Annotated in this window: 8 protein-coding genes and 2 pseudogenes; 5 read left to right on the forward strand and 5 right to left on the reverse strand. The window is 70.1% G+C overall.

The features are described from left to right. Nucleotides 1-256, forward strand: a pseudogene (locus tag AC08OQ_RS08925) (alpha-ketoglutarate-dependent dioxygenase AlkB); the annotation flags it as partial. 9 nt (nt 257-265) lie between these two features. On the opposite strand, the gene AC08OQ_RS08930 reads toward AC08OQ_RS08925, so the two are convergent. From AC08OQ_RS08930 to AC08OQ_RS08940, 3 genes and pseudogenes are all read right to left on the reverse strand, one after another. Further along, nucleotides 266-2,869, reverse strand: a complete 2,604-nt coding sequence (locus AC08OQ_RS08930; protein WP_476601629.1) for a WD40 repeat domain-containing serine/threonine protein kinase — start codon at nt 2,867-2,869, stop codon at nt 266-268. A 303-nt stretch (nt 2,870-3,172) separates the two neighbouring features. Next, nucleotides 3,173-3,743, reverse strand: a pseudogene (locus AC08OQ_RS08935) (response regulator). A 135-nt stretch (nt 3,744-3,878) separates the two neighbouring features. Beyond that, nucleotides 3,879-7,274 carry a hybrid sensor histidine kinase/response regulator gene (locus tag AC08OQ_RS08940; protein ID WP_476604911.1) on the reverse strand — a complete coding sequence of 1,132 codons (3,396 nt, stop codon included), beginning with the start codon at nt 7,272-7,274 and terminating at the stop codon, nt 3,879-3,881. Between the two features lie 172 nt (nt 7,275-7,446). On the opposite strand from AC08OQ_RS08940, the gene AC08OQ_RS08945 reads away from it, so the two are divergent. Beyond that, the gene (locus tag AC08OQ_RS08945; RefSeq protein ID WP_476601401.1) at nt 7,447-9,696 is read left to right on the forward strand and encodes a SpoIIE family protein phosphatase; all 2,250 of its coding nucleotides are present in this window, start codon (nt 7,447-7,449) and stop codon (nt 9,694-9,696) included. 269 nt (nt 9,697-9,965) lie between these two features. Continuing rightward, a complete protein-coding gene (locus tag AC08OQ_RS08950) occupies nt 9,966-10,796 on the forward strand; it encodes an ATP-binding protein (protein ID WP_476601400.1) in 831 nt (276 codons plus the stop codon). A 665-nt stretch (nt 10,797-11,461) separates the two neighbouring features. On the opposite strand, the gene AC08OQ_RS08955 is transcribed toward AC08OQ_RS08950, so the two are convergent. Both AC08OQ_RS08955 and AC08OQ_RS08960 read right to left on the reverse strand, forming a co-directional pair. Then, the gene (locus AC08OQ_RS08955; RefSeq protein ID WP_462187540.1) at nt 11,462-11,908 is read right to left on the reverse strand and encodes a hypothetical protein; all 447 of its coding nucleotides are present in this window, start codon (nt 11,906-11,908) and stop codon (nt 11,462-11,464) included. Nucleotides 11,909-12,270: 362 nt separating this feature from the next. After that, a complete protein-coding gene (locus AC08OQ_RS08960) occupies nt 12,271-13,683 on the reverse strand; it encodes a type III PLP-dependent enzyme domain-containing protein (protein WP_476601398.1) in 1,413 nt (470 codons plus the stop codon). A gap of 679 nt (nt 13,684-14,362) precedes the next feature. Here AC08OQ_RS08960 and AC08OQ_RS08965 point away from each other — a divergent pair. Next, nucleotides 14,363-15,355, forward strand: a complete 993-nt coding sequence (locus AC08OQ_RS08965; RefSeq protein ID WP_476604912.1) for an aminotransferase class III-fold pyridoxal phosphate-dependent enzyme — start codon at nt 14,363-14,365, stop codon at nt 15,353-15,355. Next, on the forward strand, nt 15,300-15,872 hold the full coding sequence (locus tag AC08OQ_RS08970; protein ID WP_476601396.1) for an aminotransferase class III-fold pyridoxal phosphate-dependent enzyme: 573 nt from the start codon (nt 15,300-15,302) through the stop codon (nt 15,870-15,872). Before AC08OQ_RS08965 ends, AC08OQ_RS08970 begins: the two co-directional genes overlap by 56 nt. The last annotated feature ends 461 nt before the right edge of the window (nt 15,873-16,333 follow it).

Consider the following 16,333-nt stretch of genomic DNA (forward strand, 5'->3'; position numbering starts at 1 on the left):
GATCAAGTCCCGCCACCTGCCGCCCGGCCGACGGATCCTCGACGACCCGGAGGCATCCGGCGCTCGCGACCTCTCCCCGGCCGGCGGTGATCTGATCGTGCTGGGAGGTCGGGCCCAGGCCGACTGGCTGCACGCGGTGCCCAGGGTCCGGGAGCACGTCGCCGGACGCATCTCGGTCCAGTGGCGATGGACGTCCCGGACGGGCCGCCCGGAACAGGGCCCCGGTTACGGCGCCGCGCGCCACTTCTCGCGATAGCCGGCCGGGTCAGTCACAGGGCGGGTCGTAGCGCCGGTGACCGAGGTAGGTCCGCCACTGCTCCCGATTGATGCGGCCCTCGGCCCTGGCACAGATCTCGTCCTCGGCCGCGAGCAGGTCGAGCTGCCAGAGACGGACGGCGTCACCGGCCACGCCGGCGAGGACGCCCTCATGTCCCAGAAGTCCGAAGACCGTCGCCGTCGGCGCGGTGCCGACCGGCAGGGTGGCCGGCTGCACCGGCCGGGACGGTGAGCGCATGTCCCAGAGGGTCACCTGACCGGCCGGGGTACTGACAGCGAGGACCCGCCCGTCGGCGGAGAGCGCGATCGAACCGGCCTGGCCCGGTCGGCTCGCGATGGCGGTGAGGCGGTGCAGTCCCCGGGGGCTGTCCAGCCCATAGATCTCCGTCAACGAGCCGCCGTCGGAGGTACTCGCCACAGCGAGCCACCGGCCGTCCGGGCTGGCGAGGAGCTTGCGGACAGTGGCGGCCGCGGTCAGGTGGGCCCGGCGGCGCGGTTGCCCGGCAGCGGTCACATCCCAGACGGAGAGATGGCCTGCCCCCCCGACGGCGAGCGAGTCGCCGTCGGGCGTGAAGGCGAGGCTGGTGACCTCCGCCGGCTGGGGCAGTTCGGCGAGGGCGCGAGGATTCTGCGGGTGGCTGATGTCCCAGAGACGGACGACGCGATCGGCACCCGCCGAGGCCAGGGTCCGGCCATCCGCGCTCACCGCGACGCTCGCCACCGTACCCGTGTGTCCCCGCAGCTCGGCGAGCAGACTCACTCGCTGACCGATTTTGATCGCCGACTGAAGGTCACCGTCGTCCGTGAGCCCGGGCTGGGCCAGCCGCCATAACCGGATCACCCGGTCCGTCCCCGCCGTCACCATGGTCGTGGACGCCCGCACCCCCATGGCTGGACCGGATGCGGGTACCAGCGCGACGGCGAGCAGGCCCTTCACCATTGCCGCCGGGGCGATCCCGGCCGCGAGGGGGCTGCGATCTCCCGTGGCTGCGGCCACCGCGGGCAGGTCGGTAACGTGACGCACCCGGCCAGGACCGATGATGCTCCACACCGACCCGCCGAAGTCACCGATGATAATTAGATATCGACCATCCGGGGTGATCAGCAGATCGCGGATCGCTCCCGTCGCCGGCCCGATCTGCCGGACGCTCGCATTGACCAGCGCCTCCGCCGCGGCCGAGGTCGGAGCCGTGCGGTAGGCCGAGACGGCGAGTTGACCGGCGAGATCCGGTTCCCGGTCGAGAAGGCGCATCGCGCCACGGGCCGCCTCGCGCGACGTGGCCGCCGCGCTGCGCTCCCGCAGCGTATCGACGATCACAACGGTCGGGAGGACGAGCACCGAGGCCGCCACGCCAATCGAGAGCACGCGTCGGAGCCACCCGCGGTCCAGGTGATCCCGCGGTGACGATGATGACGATAAGGCGGAGACGTTCCCGGTTTTCTCCTGGACGTGGCTTGCGCGCGCGCTCGCGGCCGCGGTGGGCTGTGGGGCAGGCGCACCGGCCACGGGGGCCGACGGACCGGGAGACGACGGACGCATCCGCGGCTCTGCTCCGGTACGGACGGCGCTGAGGGCGACCGCGGCAGCCGGCGGGACGGCCGTGATCTCCGCGGCCGGCCCGGCCCCACGTACCGCCCTGGTCTCGAGCACGGCCTCGGTCTCAGTCGCGGCCTCGAGCACGATCTCGAGGCCGTGTATGGCACCGATGGCACGGGCAGCGAGGTCGCTCGTGCCTACGACCTCCGGTTTCGACTCGGACTCGGCCGCCCGCCTCGTCTGCACCGGGACCGGCGTCTCGATGACACCCGCAGGCAGGGCGAGACGCCGGGTGGGCTCGACCGCAGGCTCCGCCTCGCTGCTTCGTGTCGGATGGGCCACCAGCTGTTCGAGCAGTTCGGCCGCGGCCGGCCGGCGCTTCGGGTCCTTGCGCATCGCCGCCGCGACCAGCTCGCGCAGCTCCGGACTGAACACGGACAGGTCGGGTTCCGCGTAGACGGCCCGCTGCAGCAGGACCCGGGGCGTTCCGGCACCGAATGGCGGCCGGCCGGTCACGGCGAATAACAGCACGCTGCCCCAGGTAAAGACATCCGATGCGACGGTGGCGGTCTGTCCGAGAACCTGTTCGGGCGTTATGAACGCAAGTGTGCCGATACCGGACGGCGGTCCGCCCGGATTATTCATGCTTACCGCATTCATCGCTCGGAAGAGCCCGAAGTCAATCAGCCGCAGCCTCCGCTCGGAAAGAACCACATTGATAGGCTTCAGATCGCCGAGGAAAATTTCCGATTCGTGCAGTGCGGCCAGAGCCGTCGCCAGCCCGACGGCGAGCCGGTGGGTGTCCGGTCCGGACAACGCTCCGCCGTCGGCGACGGTTGCGGCGAGAGTCGGGGCGTCGATGAACTCCGCGACGACGTAGGGGGGGCGAGCGCCCGTGTCGAGGTCGAGGATGGCGGCGAGGCAGGACGGCGCCAACCGGCGGATGTTGTCGAGGTCGACGCGCAGGCGCCGACGGAACTCTGTGTCCCGCCCGAAGGGCGCGGTGATCGTCTTGACGAGGACCGGACGCGCCTCGCCGTTACGTGCAAGAAACACCGGTCCTGTCCTGGCGTCGACCAGCTTCCGTTCAACTGTATACGGACCGATAGTCTGGAGATCAGTCCCAGTGAGCCCAGGGAGGTTGCGCCGGGATATCGCCATATGACGAAACCTCCTACGACTACACAAACCGGCCGTGCCGGCACGGCGGCGGATCTGGTCGACAAATTCATGTTATCGGCGCGGGCCATGGGCCGGGCGCCCCCTTGTAGTGGTCGAGCAGCCGCACCCACGCCATCCCGCATAATGCTGGCGGGAGGCCGGCGCCCGCCGGCGGGCGCCGGCCGGCGCCGTGGACGATCAGGCGTTCGTCGGCCGAGCGAAGGGCTGCAACCGAGCGACGAGTCCGCGGACCTCGGCCCCGGCCGCCGCGAGGGTCTCCTCGGCGGAGCTGCGGCCGCTGCCCTCCAACAGGACGTCCAACGCGATCAGCCGCTCCGCGATCTCCGTCAGAGAATCAAAGTCGCGAACACGCTGGTGGACCAGCTCGGCCAGCCGCTCGTTCTTCTCGAACAGCTCGACGAAGACGCTGACCTTGGCCCGGAGCAACCAGGGGTCGAAAGGCTTCGCGATGTAGTCGACCGCGCGGACAGCGTAGCCGCGGAACGCGTGGTGCGGCTCGCGGTCGATCGCCGTCAGAAAGATGATCGGAGTGTCTCGGGTACGCCCCCGCTGCTTGATCCGGTGCGCTGTCTCGAAACCGTCCATCACCCGACGACGCCGTGACGAGATCCTGATCCAGCGAGGCGAGAATCGCCTCCAAGGCCATCAGGTTGTCCGCTCGATCGTCGACCAGCAGGATCTTGCTGCGGGGCCGTTCCGTGCTCGGCCCACCTTCGCCGTCGACGGAACCGCTGGTCCGCTCGGTCACCCGCCTGCCTCCTCCTTCCCGATCGCCCTACCGACCCGTGGTGGGCGTCGCCACCCCTCCACGATCACTGATCGCTCCCGACGGCATCTCACCGCCCCACCGATAGCCACCCGATGCGCACCATACGCGATCTGATCAATACAGATACGACCGCATCACCCCGAGGAGATGGTCCAGATCCACGGGCTTGGTGATGTAGTCGGTGGCCCCGGCGGTGATGCTCTTCTCCCGGTCTCCCGGCATGGCCTTGGCAGTCAGCACCAAGATCGGCAGATCCGCGAACGCCAGCATGTCACGGATCATCGAGGTCGTTTCATTGCCGTCCATGCCCGGCAACATCATATCCATCAGCACGAGGTGCACGGGCGGGGTGTCCTGCTGCAGCATACGGATCGCATCATGACCGTTGTCGGCGTAGAGGACCCGCATGCCGTACATCTCCAGCGCACTGGTGAGCGCGAAGACGTTGCGGACGTCGTCGTCGACGACCAGCACCGTGGCACCGACCAGGGGATCGGATCCTTCCGATCCCTCGGTCAGCGGGCGGCTGGCGGACTCGGTGGACTCGGTGAGGAACGGAGTCCCCACCGTGACGGGCTCGCTCGGCCGCCAGCCCGAGGTGAAGGCCGCCGAGCCATCCGCCGGCCCGCCGGCCGCGGCGGACCAGTGGGCGCTGCCGATTCCACCCGTGCCCCCGTGCCCGGCGGTTCCCCCCGCGCCGGACCCGGAACGGGTCGGGGACGAGGTCGGCGGGGACGAGGTCGGGGACGAGGTCGGGGACGAAGGTACGAGTGCCGTCGTGCCGAACCGGTCCGCGTCGGGGCTCTGCCATCCGTTCGCGGGCCCGGCATCGCGGCCGGCGGACGCGGGTCCGCCACCCGCTCCCGCGTCCACCCTCTCACCCGACCGCCGCCCGAGGTACTGGCCCGACGGATCGACGATCATGAGAACGTTGTCCGGCTCGCCCGGCGTGACCCCGAAGGACGGCATCTGCGCCGGCGGGGCCGACGGCAGGTAGAGGGTGAAGGTGCTCCCACGGCCGACCACGCTGGAGACCGCGATGGCGCCGCCCAGCAGGCGGGCGATCTCCTTGCTGATCGACAGGCCGAGCCCGGTGCCGCCGTAGCGACGCGACGTCGTGCCATCCGCCTGCTGGAACGCCTCGAAGATCATCCGAAGCTTCTCGGCGGCGACCCCGATTCCGGTGTCGGTGACCGCGAACGACAACACCGTGCCCGCGGAACACAGGCTCGGCGAGAGGAAGGGCAGATCCGACCGGGCGACGGTGACGTCGAGCCGGACGGTGCCGGTGTCGGTGAACTTCACCGCGTTCGACAGGAGGTTCTTCAGCACCTGCTGGAGGCGCTGCTCGTCGGTGACGAACTCGGCTGGCACGTCGGGAGCGAGGTTGACCTGGAATGACAGGCCCTTCTCCTCCGCCACGGGGCCGAAGACCCCGGCGACCGCGTCGCAGAGCGCCGCTGTGCGCACGGTGGTCGCATCGACGTTCATCTTCCCGGCGTCGACCTTCGACAGGTCCAGGATATCGTTGATCAACTCGAGCAGCTCGGAACCGGCGGAGTGGATCGTCTCGGCGAAGTCGATCTGCTTGCGGGAGAGGTTACGGTCCGGGTTGTCGGCCAGCAGCTTGGCGAGGATGAGCAGACTGTTGAGCGGCGTGCGCAGCTCGTGGCTCATGTTCGCCAGGAACTCCGACTTGTACTGCGACGACAGCGCCAGCTGCTCGGCCTTCTCCTCCAACCCGATGCGGGCCAGCTCGATCTCGTGGTTCTTCTCCTCGAGCAGCGCCGCCTTCTCCTCGAGCTCGTTGTTCGTCCGCTGCAGCTCGACCGACTGCGAACGCAGCTCCTGGGTGAGCCGCTGGGACTGGGCCAGCAGCTCCTCCGTCCGAGCGTTCGCCATGATCGTGTTCAGCACCACCCCGATGGTGTCGACGAGCTGGTCGACCAGGGTGAGGTGCAGCTCGGAGAACGGCGAGAACGAGGCCAGCTCGATGACGCCGAGCACCTGGTTCTCGAACACGACCGGCACGACGACCAGGTCGCACGGCGGCGCCTCGCCGAGTCCGCTACGGATGTTGAGGTAGCCGGCGGGTACGTGCTCGACCCGGATACGGTCGCGCTCCAGGGCCGCCTGCCCGATGAGTCCTTCGCCGAACAGGAAGGTGCCGTCCGAGCGACGCCGGGGCACCGAGCCGTAGCCGGCGACGTAGCGCAGCTTGTCACCCTCGATGAAGTCGAGCAGGTAGACCGTGCCCTGCTGGGCGTTGACCGCGGGCGCCATCTCACTGATGATCATCTGGCAGACTGCGTAGAGATCGCGCTGGCCCTGCATCTTGCTGCCGATCCGGGCCAGGTTGGACTTCAGCCAGTCCTGCTGGGCGTTGACCTCGGTGGTCTCGCGCAGTCGCGCGATCATCTGGTTGATGTTGTCCTTGAGCTCGGCGACCTCGCCCTCGGCCTCCACCGAGATGGACCGGGTCAGGTCACCGCGGGTCACCGCGGTGGAGACGTCGCCGATCGCCCGCAGCTGGATGGTCAGCGTGGACGCCAACTGGTTGACGTTGTCGGTGAGGTCCTTCCACGTTCCGGCGACTCCGGCTACGGTGGCCTGACCGCCGAGCTTACCCTCGACGCCGACCTCCCGGCCCACCCGGGTGATCTCCGCGGCGAACGAGGAGAGCTGGTCGACCATCGTGTTGACAGTGTCCTTCAGCTCAGCGATCTCACCCTGCGCGGTCACGGTGATCTTCTGGCTCAGGTCGCCGCGGGCCACCGCCGTGGTCACCAGCGCGATGTTGCGGACCTGGCTGGTCAGGTTGCCCGCCATCGAATTCACCGACTCGGTGAGGTCCCGCCATACCCCCGAGACGCCCTTGACCTTGGCCTGCCCGCCCAGGTTGCCCTCCGTGCCCACCTCGCGGGCGACCCGGGTCACCTCGTCCGCGAACGACGACAACTGGTCCACCATCGTGTTCACCGTGGTGCCGATCCGCAGGAACTCCCCACGCACCGGCTGGCCGGCGATCTCCAACGCCATGTGCTGGGACAGGTCCCCCTCGGCCACCGCCGCTATGACCCGCGCCACCTCGTGGGTCGGCCGGGCCAGGTCGTCGATGAGGGAATTCACCGCCTGCGTCATGTCGGACCAGCCGCCGGGGCTGCCCATGTCCTCCATCCGCAGGGTGAGCCGGCCGTCACGGCGGATCACCCTGCTGACCCGGGCCAACTCACGCGCGTGGCGCTCCTGGATGGCGGCCAGCTCGTCGAACTTGCGCACCACGTCACCGGCGTAGCCGTCCCGCGCCGCGAGGCGGGTCGAGAAGTCGCCCTCGCACAGGCGGGTCAGCCCGTGCAGGAGATCCGCGATCAGCTCGTCGGCGGCGGCCATCGGCGCCCGAGTGTCGTCCGCGAGAAGGGATGCATGGGGCACGATGGTCGCGGTAGCGTCACCGCCGGGTGCATCCAGATCATGACGAGCCGAGGGTTGCGGGTCGTATGCGGGGCTCATTGGTCTCCTACCTGAGCTCGGTCGACACGATCGTCCCGGATCCCGGGCCGGGCGGAGGACCCGGGTCAAGGGCGGTCTCCCACGGGCACCAGCGTGGGGCGGCGTCGGTGGACAGGTGACACCAGCCGCCAGTATCCGCCTCACGATGGACAACGCAGGAGAGACTGAGCACATGTATGGCGCAGCAGGGGGTGGGACGATGCCGGCGCGCGCCATCGCGTTGCCACCGACGCCCGACTCCCCCCGGGCCGCCCGGCGCTTCCTGCTCGAGGCGTTGCACGGGCGGCTGGACGACGACCTGTTGGACTCCGCGCTTCTGCTCGTCACCGAGCTGGTCACCAATGTCGTCGTGCACGCGGGCACCTCGGCCACCGTGGAGGTGCGCGCGGACGGTGACGGCGTGCGGGTCGGGGTCGCCGACCGGCATCCGGTCCGCATCGGCATGGCCCGGGTAAAGAAGGTCGGGGACGCCGACTTCGGCATCGACGGGCTGCGCGAGGACGGCCGCGGCCTCGCCCTCGTTGACGCGCTCGCGACGAGCTGGGGGACCGAGCACGGCCGCGGCGGCAAGACCGTCTGGTTCCGCCTGGGAACCGTCGGCGACGGCTCGCACACCCCGGCGGCGGGCGACGACGAGGCCGCCGGTGCCTCGTCGTCCGCGTCCTCGTCCTCGCCCGCTGTGGCTGTGACCAGTCCCGCGCCCCGCGCGGCCCCGGCCCCCGTGGTACCGGCGCGTCCGGTCCGGCTGATAGCCCGGGACACCGCCCGTGCTCTCACCGCCGAGGGCGAGGTCAGCGAACTGCTCGCGCAACTGGTGGACGCGCTCGCGGTAACCGCTGGGCTGGTGCGGCGTCCCGGGCGCGACGGCGGCCGGTTGGAGACCGTGGCCACGCTTGGGGCCGTCAGCTCGGTCACCGAGGCGCTCTCGTTCCCGCTGGATCCGACGCAGGAGAGCCTCGGCGAACTGCTGCTCTGGCCGGCGGCCGGCGGCCGCCCGAGTGGTTCGGGCGGCACCGGCGGTTCGGGCGGAGCGGAGGTCTCTGGCGAGGTCCGCTGGACGGATGCCGCCGCGGCGGCCGGGCTGGACGTGGAACGCATCCGCCTGACGACCCGATGGATGGCCCTGGCCCTCGGCGGCGGCGACATGCGACGCGCCGAGGAACGCCGCATCGGGATGCTGTCCTTCCTCGCCGAGGCGTCCGATCTGCTGGCGGGCAGCCTGGACCTGAGCCGCTCGCTGGCGCTGCTCGCGCGGTTGCCGGTCCCACGGTTGGCCCAGTGGTGCGCGGTGTACCTGCACCGGGAGAACGCCGATCCCGCCCTGTGGGCGGCGGCGCACGCGGAGGAGAATGCGGCGGGCGCCCTGACCGCTGCCGCGGTCGACCCGGACGGCCTGTTGATGGCGGCGGTGCGCTCCGCGAGCGGAGACCGGGTGCGTTCGCTGACCGCGCTCGGCGGACCGGCGCTCGTGATGGTACTGCGGGCCCGGCGGCGGGTACTCGGGGTGCTCGCGCTCGGCCGCCCCGAGGGCAACGCCTTCGCCGCGGACGAGATCGATCTACTCGCCGACCTCGCGCGCCGGGCCGCCTTCGCAGTCGACAACGCCCGGCTCTACAGCCGGCAGGTGGAACTGGCCGGCACGCTCCAGGCGGGTCTGCGCCCACCGGAGCTGCCGATGATCGAGGGACTGGATCTCGGTTCCGCCTATGGCGCCGCGCAGTCGGCGGGTCTCGACGTCGGCGGCGACTTCTTCGACCTGCTGTCGGGTCCGCTCGGCTGGACGATCGCCATCGGCGACGTCTGTGGCAAGGGTGCAGAGGCCGCCACCGTGACCGGGGTGGCCCGCGCCGTCCTGCGGCTGCTGACGGGCCGGGGTACGGAGCTCGGCGAGGTGCTGCTCGAGTTGAACCGGACCCTGCGCGACGCCACGTCGTCTCATCCGAACGGGCAGAGCCGGTTCTGCACCCTGGCCGCCGCCGCGATCATGGCGCCGGCCGGCGGACCCGCGGGGAGCGAGTCCGCCGACACCGGCACCGGCACCGGCACCGGCACCGGGATCCGACTGCGGCTGTTCCTCGCCGGCCATCCCCAGCCGGTGGTGCTGCACGCTGACGGGCACGCCTCGCTCGTCGGTCGCCCGGGAACCCTGCTCGGCGTCCTCGACGACGACGAGGTCTCGTTTCCGGGGTTCGAGATCGTCCTGCGCCCGGGCGAGTCACTGGTCTTCTACACCGACGGGGTGATCGAGGCCCGCAATGGCGGGAAGCTGCTCGGCGAGGACCGGCTCCTCGACGCGATCGGGGGGTGCGCGGGACTGTCAGCGCAGGGGATCGCGGATCGCGTCCTGGCCGCCGCCGAGCGGTTCGCCGGCGGCAACCTGCGCGACGACGTCGCGATCCTCGTGGCGCGCGTGCCCGGCTGACCGGCATGATGGGCGCTCCGGGCTACCTCCGAGGGCACCTCCGGTACGCCCGCGGGCGTACCGCGGGCCCCGGACCCCACGGGCACGAAGGCCCGGGCCCCACGGGCACGAAGGGCCCACGGAAGGGCCCACGGAGAGGAGACACCACCGGGCGCCGTGCCGGATGCCGTATCGGCATGGCCTCAAGAGGTGCGATCCGGAAACAGAGGCTTCAATCCCCACCCAGTGGGTAGAGCCACCTCGATATCCTCGCACAGGCTTGGTGGTCGATGAGCGCGTTTTCGGTCCCGATGGATGTGGTACGGCAGGCAACGTCCAGTTGCCCACCCGCAACCCACATACTCGCCGAGCTCCCCTATCTGCCCTCTGCCGTCCCGCAGGCCCGCAGGGTGCTCCGTGAGGGCATCCGGCTGGCGGACCTTCCCGAGGACGTGCGCGGCACCGCCGAGCTGCTCGTCAGTGAGCTCGTGACGAACGCGGTCAAGTACGGGCAGCCGCCGCTGTGGCTGCTCATCGAGATACGGCCCGGTCTGATCCACGCGTCCGTGTCGGACACCTCGACGGTCCTGCCGCAGCGGCGTGAGGCCGCGCCGGACGCCGAGGGCGGTCGCGGCCTGCTGGTTCTCGACACGTTGGCGGGCAGCTGGGGGACGGTGGCGGTCGAGTCAGGGAAGTACCTGTGGTTCGACCTGCCCGTGCCGGTTCTGCCGGCGCCGGTGATGGGTCGGCGGTCCACCTCCGTCCCCGAAGCCGACGGCGCGGCATCCCCGGACGCCGGGAACTCCTCGCTGCCCGAGGGGCCGTCGTCCGCCGACGGGTCGTCACCGACCGAACCCGCCGAACCCACCGAACCCACCGCCGTGACCCGCTCCGCCCCGGCGGCCCGGTGCTCCCCACCGATCCGCCCCCCGGCCGCATCCGCCTCCGCATCGGCCCTGCTGTCGTCCGCCTTTGGGATGTCCCCCTTCCCGGTCCTGTCGAGGCGGTCGAGATCGGACCGTGCCGGATCAGGCCGCACCGGAGCGGCACGCGCGGGTTGGGAGGCGGCCCGGCCAAACGACGCCAAGGCGGCCGTCACGATCATCACCAAGGGCCTCTGACGCCGTCACGTCATTCCCCACCCGGCCCTCCCCCGCAGCGGATGGGTCCGACATGGTCGGCGAATCACCTGATCATTGGTCAGCGGGTCAGCGGGTCAGCGCAGAAGGTCTGGTGGCGCCGGTAACCTTCTCGTACCGGTCGAGCGAAACGATGCTGACGACGTCGCCGGTGTGGGGGCGTGCAGCACCTGGTTGCCGCCGAGGTAGATGCCGACGTGCCCGGGGTTGTCGGGGGTGCCAGTTGTCGGGGGTGCCATCGGAACCGGCGGCGAAGAGCGGGTCGCCGGGTTGCCAGGCCGAGACGGGCGTCAACGGGATGCTCGGGCCGGATGCGCCGGCCGGGGCGCTCGCGGCGTCCAGGGCGGCGGTCATGGTGGGAACGCGGGCGAGGATCGCGGCGGCCGAGTTATGGGGAGCAAGGCACGGTCCAGGGACCGCAGACCGTGCTCAGGTCCCCCAAATTCGCCGGCCGGCTGCCGGCTCAGTGTCGCCTGTGCGGCGCTGTCGCCCCGGCGTCCATAGGCAGTGAGGCTTAGCGGCACCTTGATGTGATGCCATGGCAAAAGGGCGTGCGCTACTTGAAAAGCAATGCGACACCGGATCATGACGTCGCGTGACGTCACGATCGTCCGAGCGGGCCGCATCCCGCCACGGGCCACGTCCCGTCAGAGGACGGGCGTCCACCCCTGCCCGACGACGCACCGCCAGACGCGGCCACCCGAACCGGTCGAGCCCCCGAGGACGAGCTGGCCCGTGGTCACGCAGTCGGCGGGCTGCGGATCGGTGACGCTGATCCGCACCCAAGGATGCAGGATGTCGTTGCCCTGGTGGACGTTGAAGTTGTCCCCGAACACACCGGCGCCGCCGGCCTTGTTGACGGCGAAGATGGGTTGGTTCAGATGGTCGTAGACGATGAACAGCTGGCCGTTGGGCCCGCCCGTCGACTGGATACGAAGCCCCTCGGCACTCTGGTTGGTCGCCCGGAACACCCAGGGGTTGCCGGTGAAACTGCTCTGCGCGTATGCGTAACCACCGCCGCCAAGCAGCCCGCCGACGAGGGTCGCCGCGCCGAGCACGCTGATGGTCCTGAGACGATGTAGGTACGAAAACATGGGTCTTCTCCCCGATCGATACTCCCGGCCGTGTCCTGGTGTGACTCCCGATCGGCAGTCACGGCTGATCCGATAGGAATGCCACCCTAGATTGCTAGTTGTCTATTCATTGTGACAGAAGTCCTGCTTTTGACCAGCCGAACAGACCAGAACCACGGCACATCAGCCCCCGCCGTCCGCAATGTCCCATTTAGGCGCCAGACCGATAAACGGTACGCATCGTCCCATCAACAGATTGTCAATAATCTGAAAAATACGACTTGGATTAATATTTCCAAGAATGCCAGAAATAACTGCCATGGCGGCTGGAGCGATGAACTTAAACCTGGTGCTGAGGGAACATTCCTCTCCCGGGTATCCGATCAGCTCGACCGATCGGTGGGGAACGGAGCATGCCGCGTTCCCTGAAGCTCGACGCGCCGGGCTCGGGGGTGGCCAAGGAAATCCGGCAGCGCGAACTCGTAGCCGTACGCACCCGCCATGGGGAAGACGACGACGTCACCCGACCGCACCCGATCGACCGTGATGTCACGGGCGAGGGTGTCCTCCGGCGTGCACAGCTCCCCGACCATCGTCACCGGACGACCTTCGACCACCGCCTCCCGCGTGTCCTTCGGCTCCGGCGCCGGCCCACCGTTCCGGCCCGATCTCTCCACGACGGCGAAGTTATGGATGATCTCCCACGATGTCGGCAGCGCGAAATGATGAATTCCGCCACGCAGAATCACGAATTCCGTCCCGTAGGAATGTTTGACGTCGATCACTTCGGCGGCGTACCAGCCGGAGTCGGCCACCAGCATCCGCCCCGGCTCGAAGATTACCCGAGTTCCGTCCGGAACCGGCAACGAACTCAGTCCCTCACCAAATCGGATTAGGTCGAAGGGCCGGTCACCGCGCCGGTCCGGTTCGAACGGAACCCCGAATCCACCGCCCACGTCGACCATCCGCAGCTCGATCCCGGCCGCGGCAGCCGTCCGGGCGGCGAAATCGAGACACCACCGGACGTAGCCCAGATGGGCGGCGGCATCGAGATTGCCGGACACCGCGTGGACATGGAATCCGACGACGTCGATATGGGCCAGATCCGCCGCGAGTTCGAGCGCGGCGGGGACCTCCGTTTCGGGGATGCCAAACGCACTCGGCCGACCGCCCATCTGGAGGGAGCCTGCCAGTCCCACTCGGGCCGGGTTGACGCGCACCGCCGCCCGTACCCGACGGCCGAGTCGGGCGGCGACGGCGTCCAGGCGGCGCAGTTCACCGAAGCTCTCGACGTTGACGACGTCGACGTCGGCCGAGACCAGCGCGGTAAGCAGGGTCATCGATTTCCCCGGTCCGGAGGCGACCAGGTGGGGACGCCGAGCGGGGTCGACCCGGCCGTACGCTGCCTGCGCCAGGCGCACCTCGTGCGCGGAGGAGACCTCGAAACCGTCGATGCCCCGGCCGCTGGCGCCGGTCCTGGCGCCGGTCGGGGTGGCGCCCAGGCTGGAGTCACTCCGTTCCCGCCCCGACCGAGGGATGTCCGGACCGGGCCCACGCAACAGGGCGTCGAGTATCGGCGGAAAGCTGTTGGCCTTGACCGCGTAGCAGACCTCCGCCCACATGGACAGGCAGGCCCGCAGCGCCGCGGCGTTCCGCGCGGCCGCCGCCGGGTCGTAAAAGTAGGCACTGACCTCTCCGGCGCCAGCCGGCCAGTCACGCACCGCGGTCAACACCGGGCGGGGGAGGCTTTCGGCGGGCAGGGCGCGCAGCGGCGCGGCCGAGGGCGGCAGGTCCACCAGATCGACTCCTCACTCCATCAGTCGTCCGAGACTCCCTCAGGCGCCCGAGCTCAGCCGCGTCGTCCGCCAGGGACAGGACAACCCACTCTGCCGCCAGGCGCACAGGAGCGATGGCGTGTGCCGCGGGCTGCCGAGCGCGGACGCATAGTCCAGACGGGTGGTCTCGGATGGGTGGTCTCGGATGGGTCGTCTCGGATGGGTGGTCTCCATCTGGACCCGACTCTGTCGGCTAGCCCGATGGTGGGGCGACGAAACACGGATCGGATCCGCAAACGGTGCCTGATACCTCACACGGACCGCCTCCGGCTTCCGTGCCGCCGGACGATCGCGGGACGTTCGTCACCGCCATAACCGGTTGTCTGATCCGGATCGACGGGCGTGTAGTGGACATGCCGCAAACACCACAGCCTGAGGCCGATGTTTCTGCCGCAACCCGACTCCCCCGGACGGACTATGAAGAGACCACCAAATCTGCTTGGCGCCACCATAACCTTGCGCGGAGCAACCATGGTGCGACTGGCTTAGGTTAGGCTTCCCTCAATCAGCCTGCGCGAAAGGGAGTCGCCCGCGATGACGGTTTCCGCTCGTGACGCCGCCGCCGGCGGCCCAGCCGGCCGTACGGCGCCCTCCGCGGCCGTGCCTTCCGTAACCACGAGAGCCGCGACGACGCCCCCCCGTGACCGCACCCCCCGTGACTACGACCCCCGTCGCCGCCAGGTCCACGCCCGCAGCCCCCGCCACCGCGGGTCCCACGTCCGCACCCACGGGTGCCGCGAACCCGGCCATGATCCTCGCGCGTCAGCGTCAGCGCGAATCGGCGGCACGGACCTATGCGCGGACCCTCCCGATCGTGCCTGTCCGGGCGTCCGGAACCATGGTTCTCGGCGCGGATGGCCGCCGCTACCTGGACTGCCTGGCCGGCGCCGGAACGCTTGCACTGGGACACAACCATCCGGTGGTGACCGAGGCGATCACGTCGATGCTCACCCGAGGGGCCCCCTTGCACACGCTCGACCTCGCCACCCCCGAGAAGGACGCCTTCACCGATGAACTCCGTGGCTGCCTGCCGGCCGGCATGGGGAGCGATGTGAAGCTGCACTTCTGCGGCCCGAGCGGCGCCGACGCGGTCGAGGCGGCCATCAAGCTCGCGCAGACGGTGACGGGCAACCAGACCATCCTCGCGTTCACCGGTGGATACCACGGGATGACGGCGGGCGCCCTGGCCGTGACCGGGAACGTCGCCGTCAAAGATCCTCTGCCGCCGTCGACATCCGTCGTACGGCTGCCGTTCCCCTTCCCCTACCGGTGCCCGTTCGGGGTGGGGTCTGGTCGCGCCCCCGGTCCGGACGGTGCCGAGCTGTCCGCCCGCTACATCGAACGTCTCCTCGATGACCCCGCCGGAGGGGTCGTCAGGCCGGCGGCACTGATCGTAGAACCGGTTCAGGGCGAGGGCGGGGTGATTCCCGCGCCCGACGGCTGGCTCCGCGCCGTCCGCGAGATCACCCGTCGCCGCGGCATCCCACTGATCCTGGACGAGGTCCAAACGGGAGTCGGTCGCACCGGGAAGTACTGGGCCGCGCAGCACAGCGGTATCACCCCCCGACATCATCGTCATGTCCAAGGCGATCGGCGGCGGGCTGCCACTGGCCGTCATCGCCTACCGGTCTGAGCTGGACACCTGGGCGCCCGGGGCACATACCGGCACCTTCCGTGGAAACCAGCTGGCGATGGCCGCAGGCCACGCCACGCTGCGCCTGGTGCGGGAGGACCGTCTCGACGAACGCGCCGCCCGGCTCGGCACGCGCCTACTCACCGGCCTGGCGGAGATCGCCCGGGACCGGCCGCAGGTGGGCGACGTGCGCAGCCGCGGGCTGATGCTCGGCGCCGAGATGGTCGATCCGACCGCAGCCCCCGACCTCGTCGGCGCGCACCCCGCCGACCCGCAGCTCGCCGGTCTGGTACGGGCCGAATGTCTGCGCTGCGGCCTGATCATCGAGCTCGGTGGGCGGCACGGCGCGGTCGCCCGGCTGTTGCCACCACTGATCCTCAGCGATGAGGAGGGCGATCGCGTCCTCACAATCCTCGCCGACGCCATCGATGCCGCCGTCCGCAGGCTCTCCGTCCACGCGGCCTTGGGACACCCACCCGCCGATCAGGCACCCGTCGGGTTCGGATCCGTCGGATGATCCCCCCGCGCAGCCCTGACACACCTGTCGCCACCGCGCCAGCCGGAGAGCCCACGCCAGCCGGGAAGCCCACGCCGGCGGAGGAACGGGGGCGGAGGAATGGGGGGCCCACGGACGGTCCGCGGATGCGGGAGGTCCCTATTCTCCCGGGGCTACGGCCAATGGTCGATCTCGCGTTGGCCGCCCTCGACGATGGCCGCCGGATCCGCGGCGGCCCGCTGCCCGCCGGTGGTCCACCGGTGGTGCGCGCCATGACCAGGGCTGCCCTCGGCCTGACTCCGGCCGATCCGATTCCGGCCGATCCGACCCCCCGGACGGTACAGGGACCCTGCTACCGAGGGCCGGAATCGGCCCGTCGGCCACGCTGACCGGCCTGGTCGAAGCCCTGGCCGCCGGTTCCGCGGACCCGGCGGACCCATGGTGCGCCGCCCATCTGCACTGGATCTGGATCTGTCGCTGAT

It is taken from the genome of Frankia sp. CcCS3 (assembly GCF_977927575.1).

Bases quoted from the DNA above. Each gene is read 5' to 3' on its own strand.
- AC08OQ_RS08940 (WP_476604911.1), bottom strand. From the start codon at position 7,274: ATGAGCCCCGCATACGACCCGCAACCCTCGGCTCGTCATGATCTGGAT.
- AC08OQ_RS08945 (WP_476601401.1), top strand. From the start codon at position 7,447: ATGTATGGCGCAGCAGGGGGTGGGACGATGCCGGCGCGCGCCATCGCG.
- AC08OQ_RS08950 (WP_476601400.1), top strand. From the start codon at position 9,966: ATGAGCGCGTTTTCGGTCCCGATGGATGTGGTACGGCAGGCAACGTCC.
- AC08OQ_RS08955 (WP_462187540.1), bottom strand. From the start codon at position 11,908: ATGTTTTCGTACCTACATCGTCTCAGGACCATCAGCGTGCTCGGCGCG.
- AC08OQ_RS08970 (WP_476601396.1), top strand. From the start codon at position 15,300: ATGTCCAAGGCGATCGGCGGCGGGCTGCCACTGGCCGTCATCGCCTAC.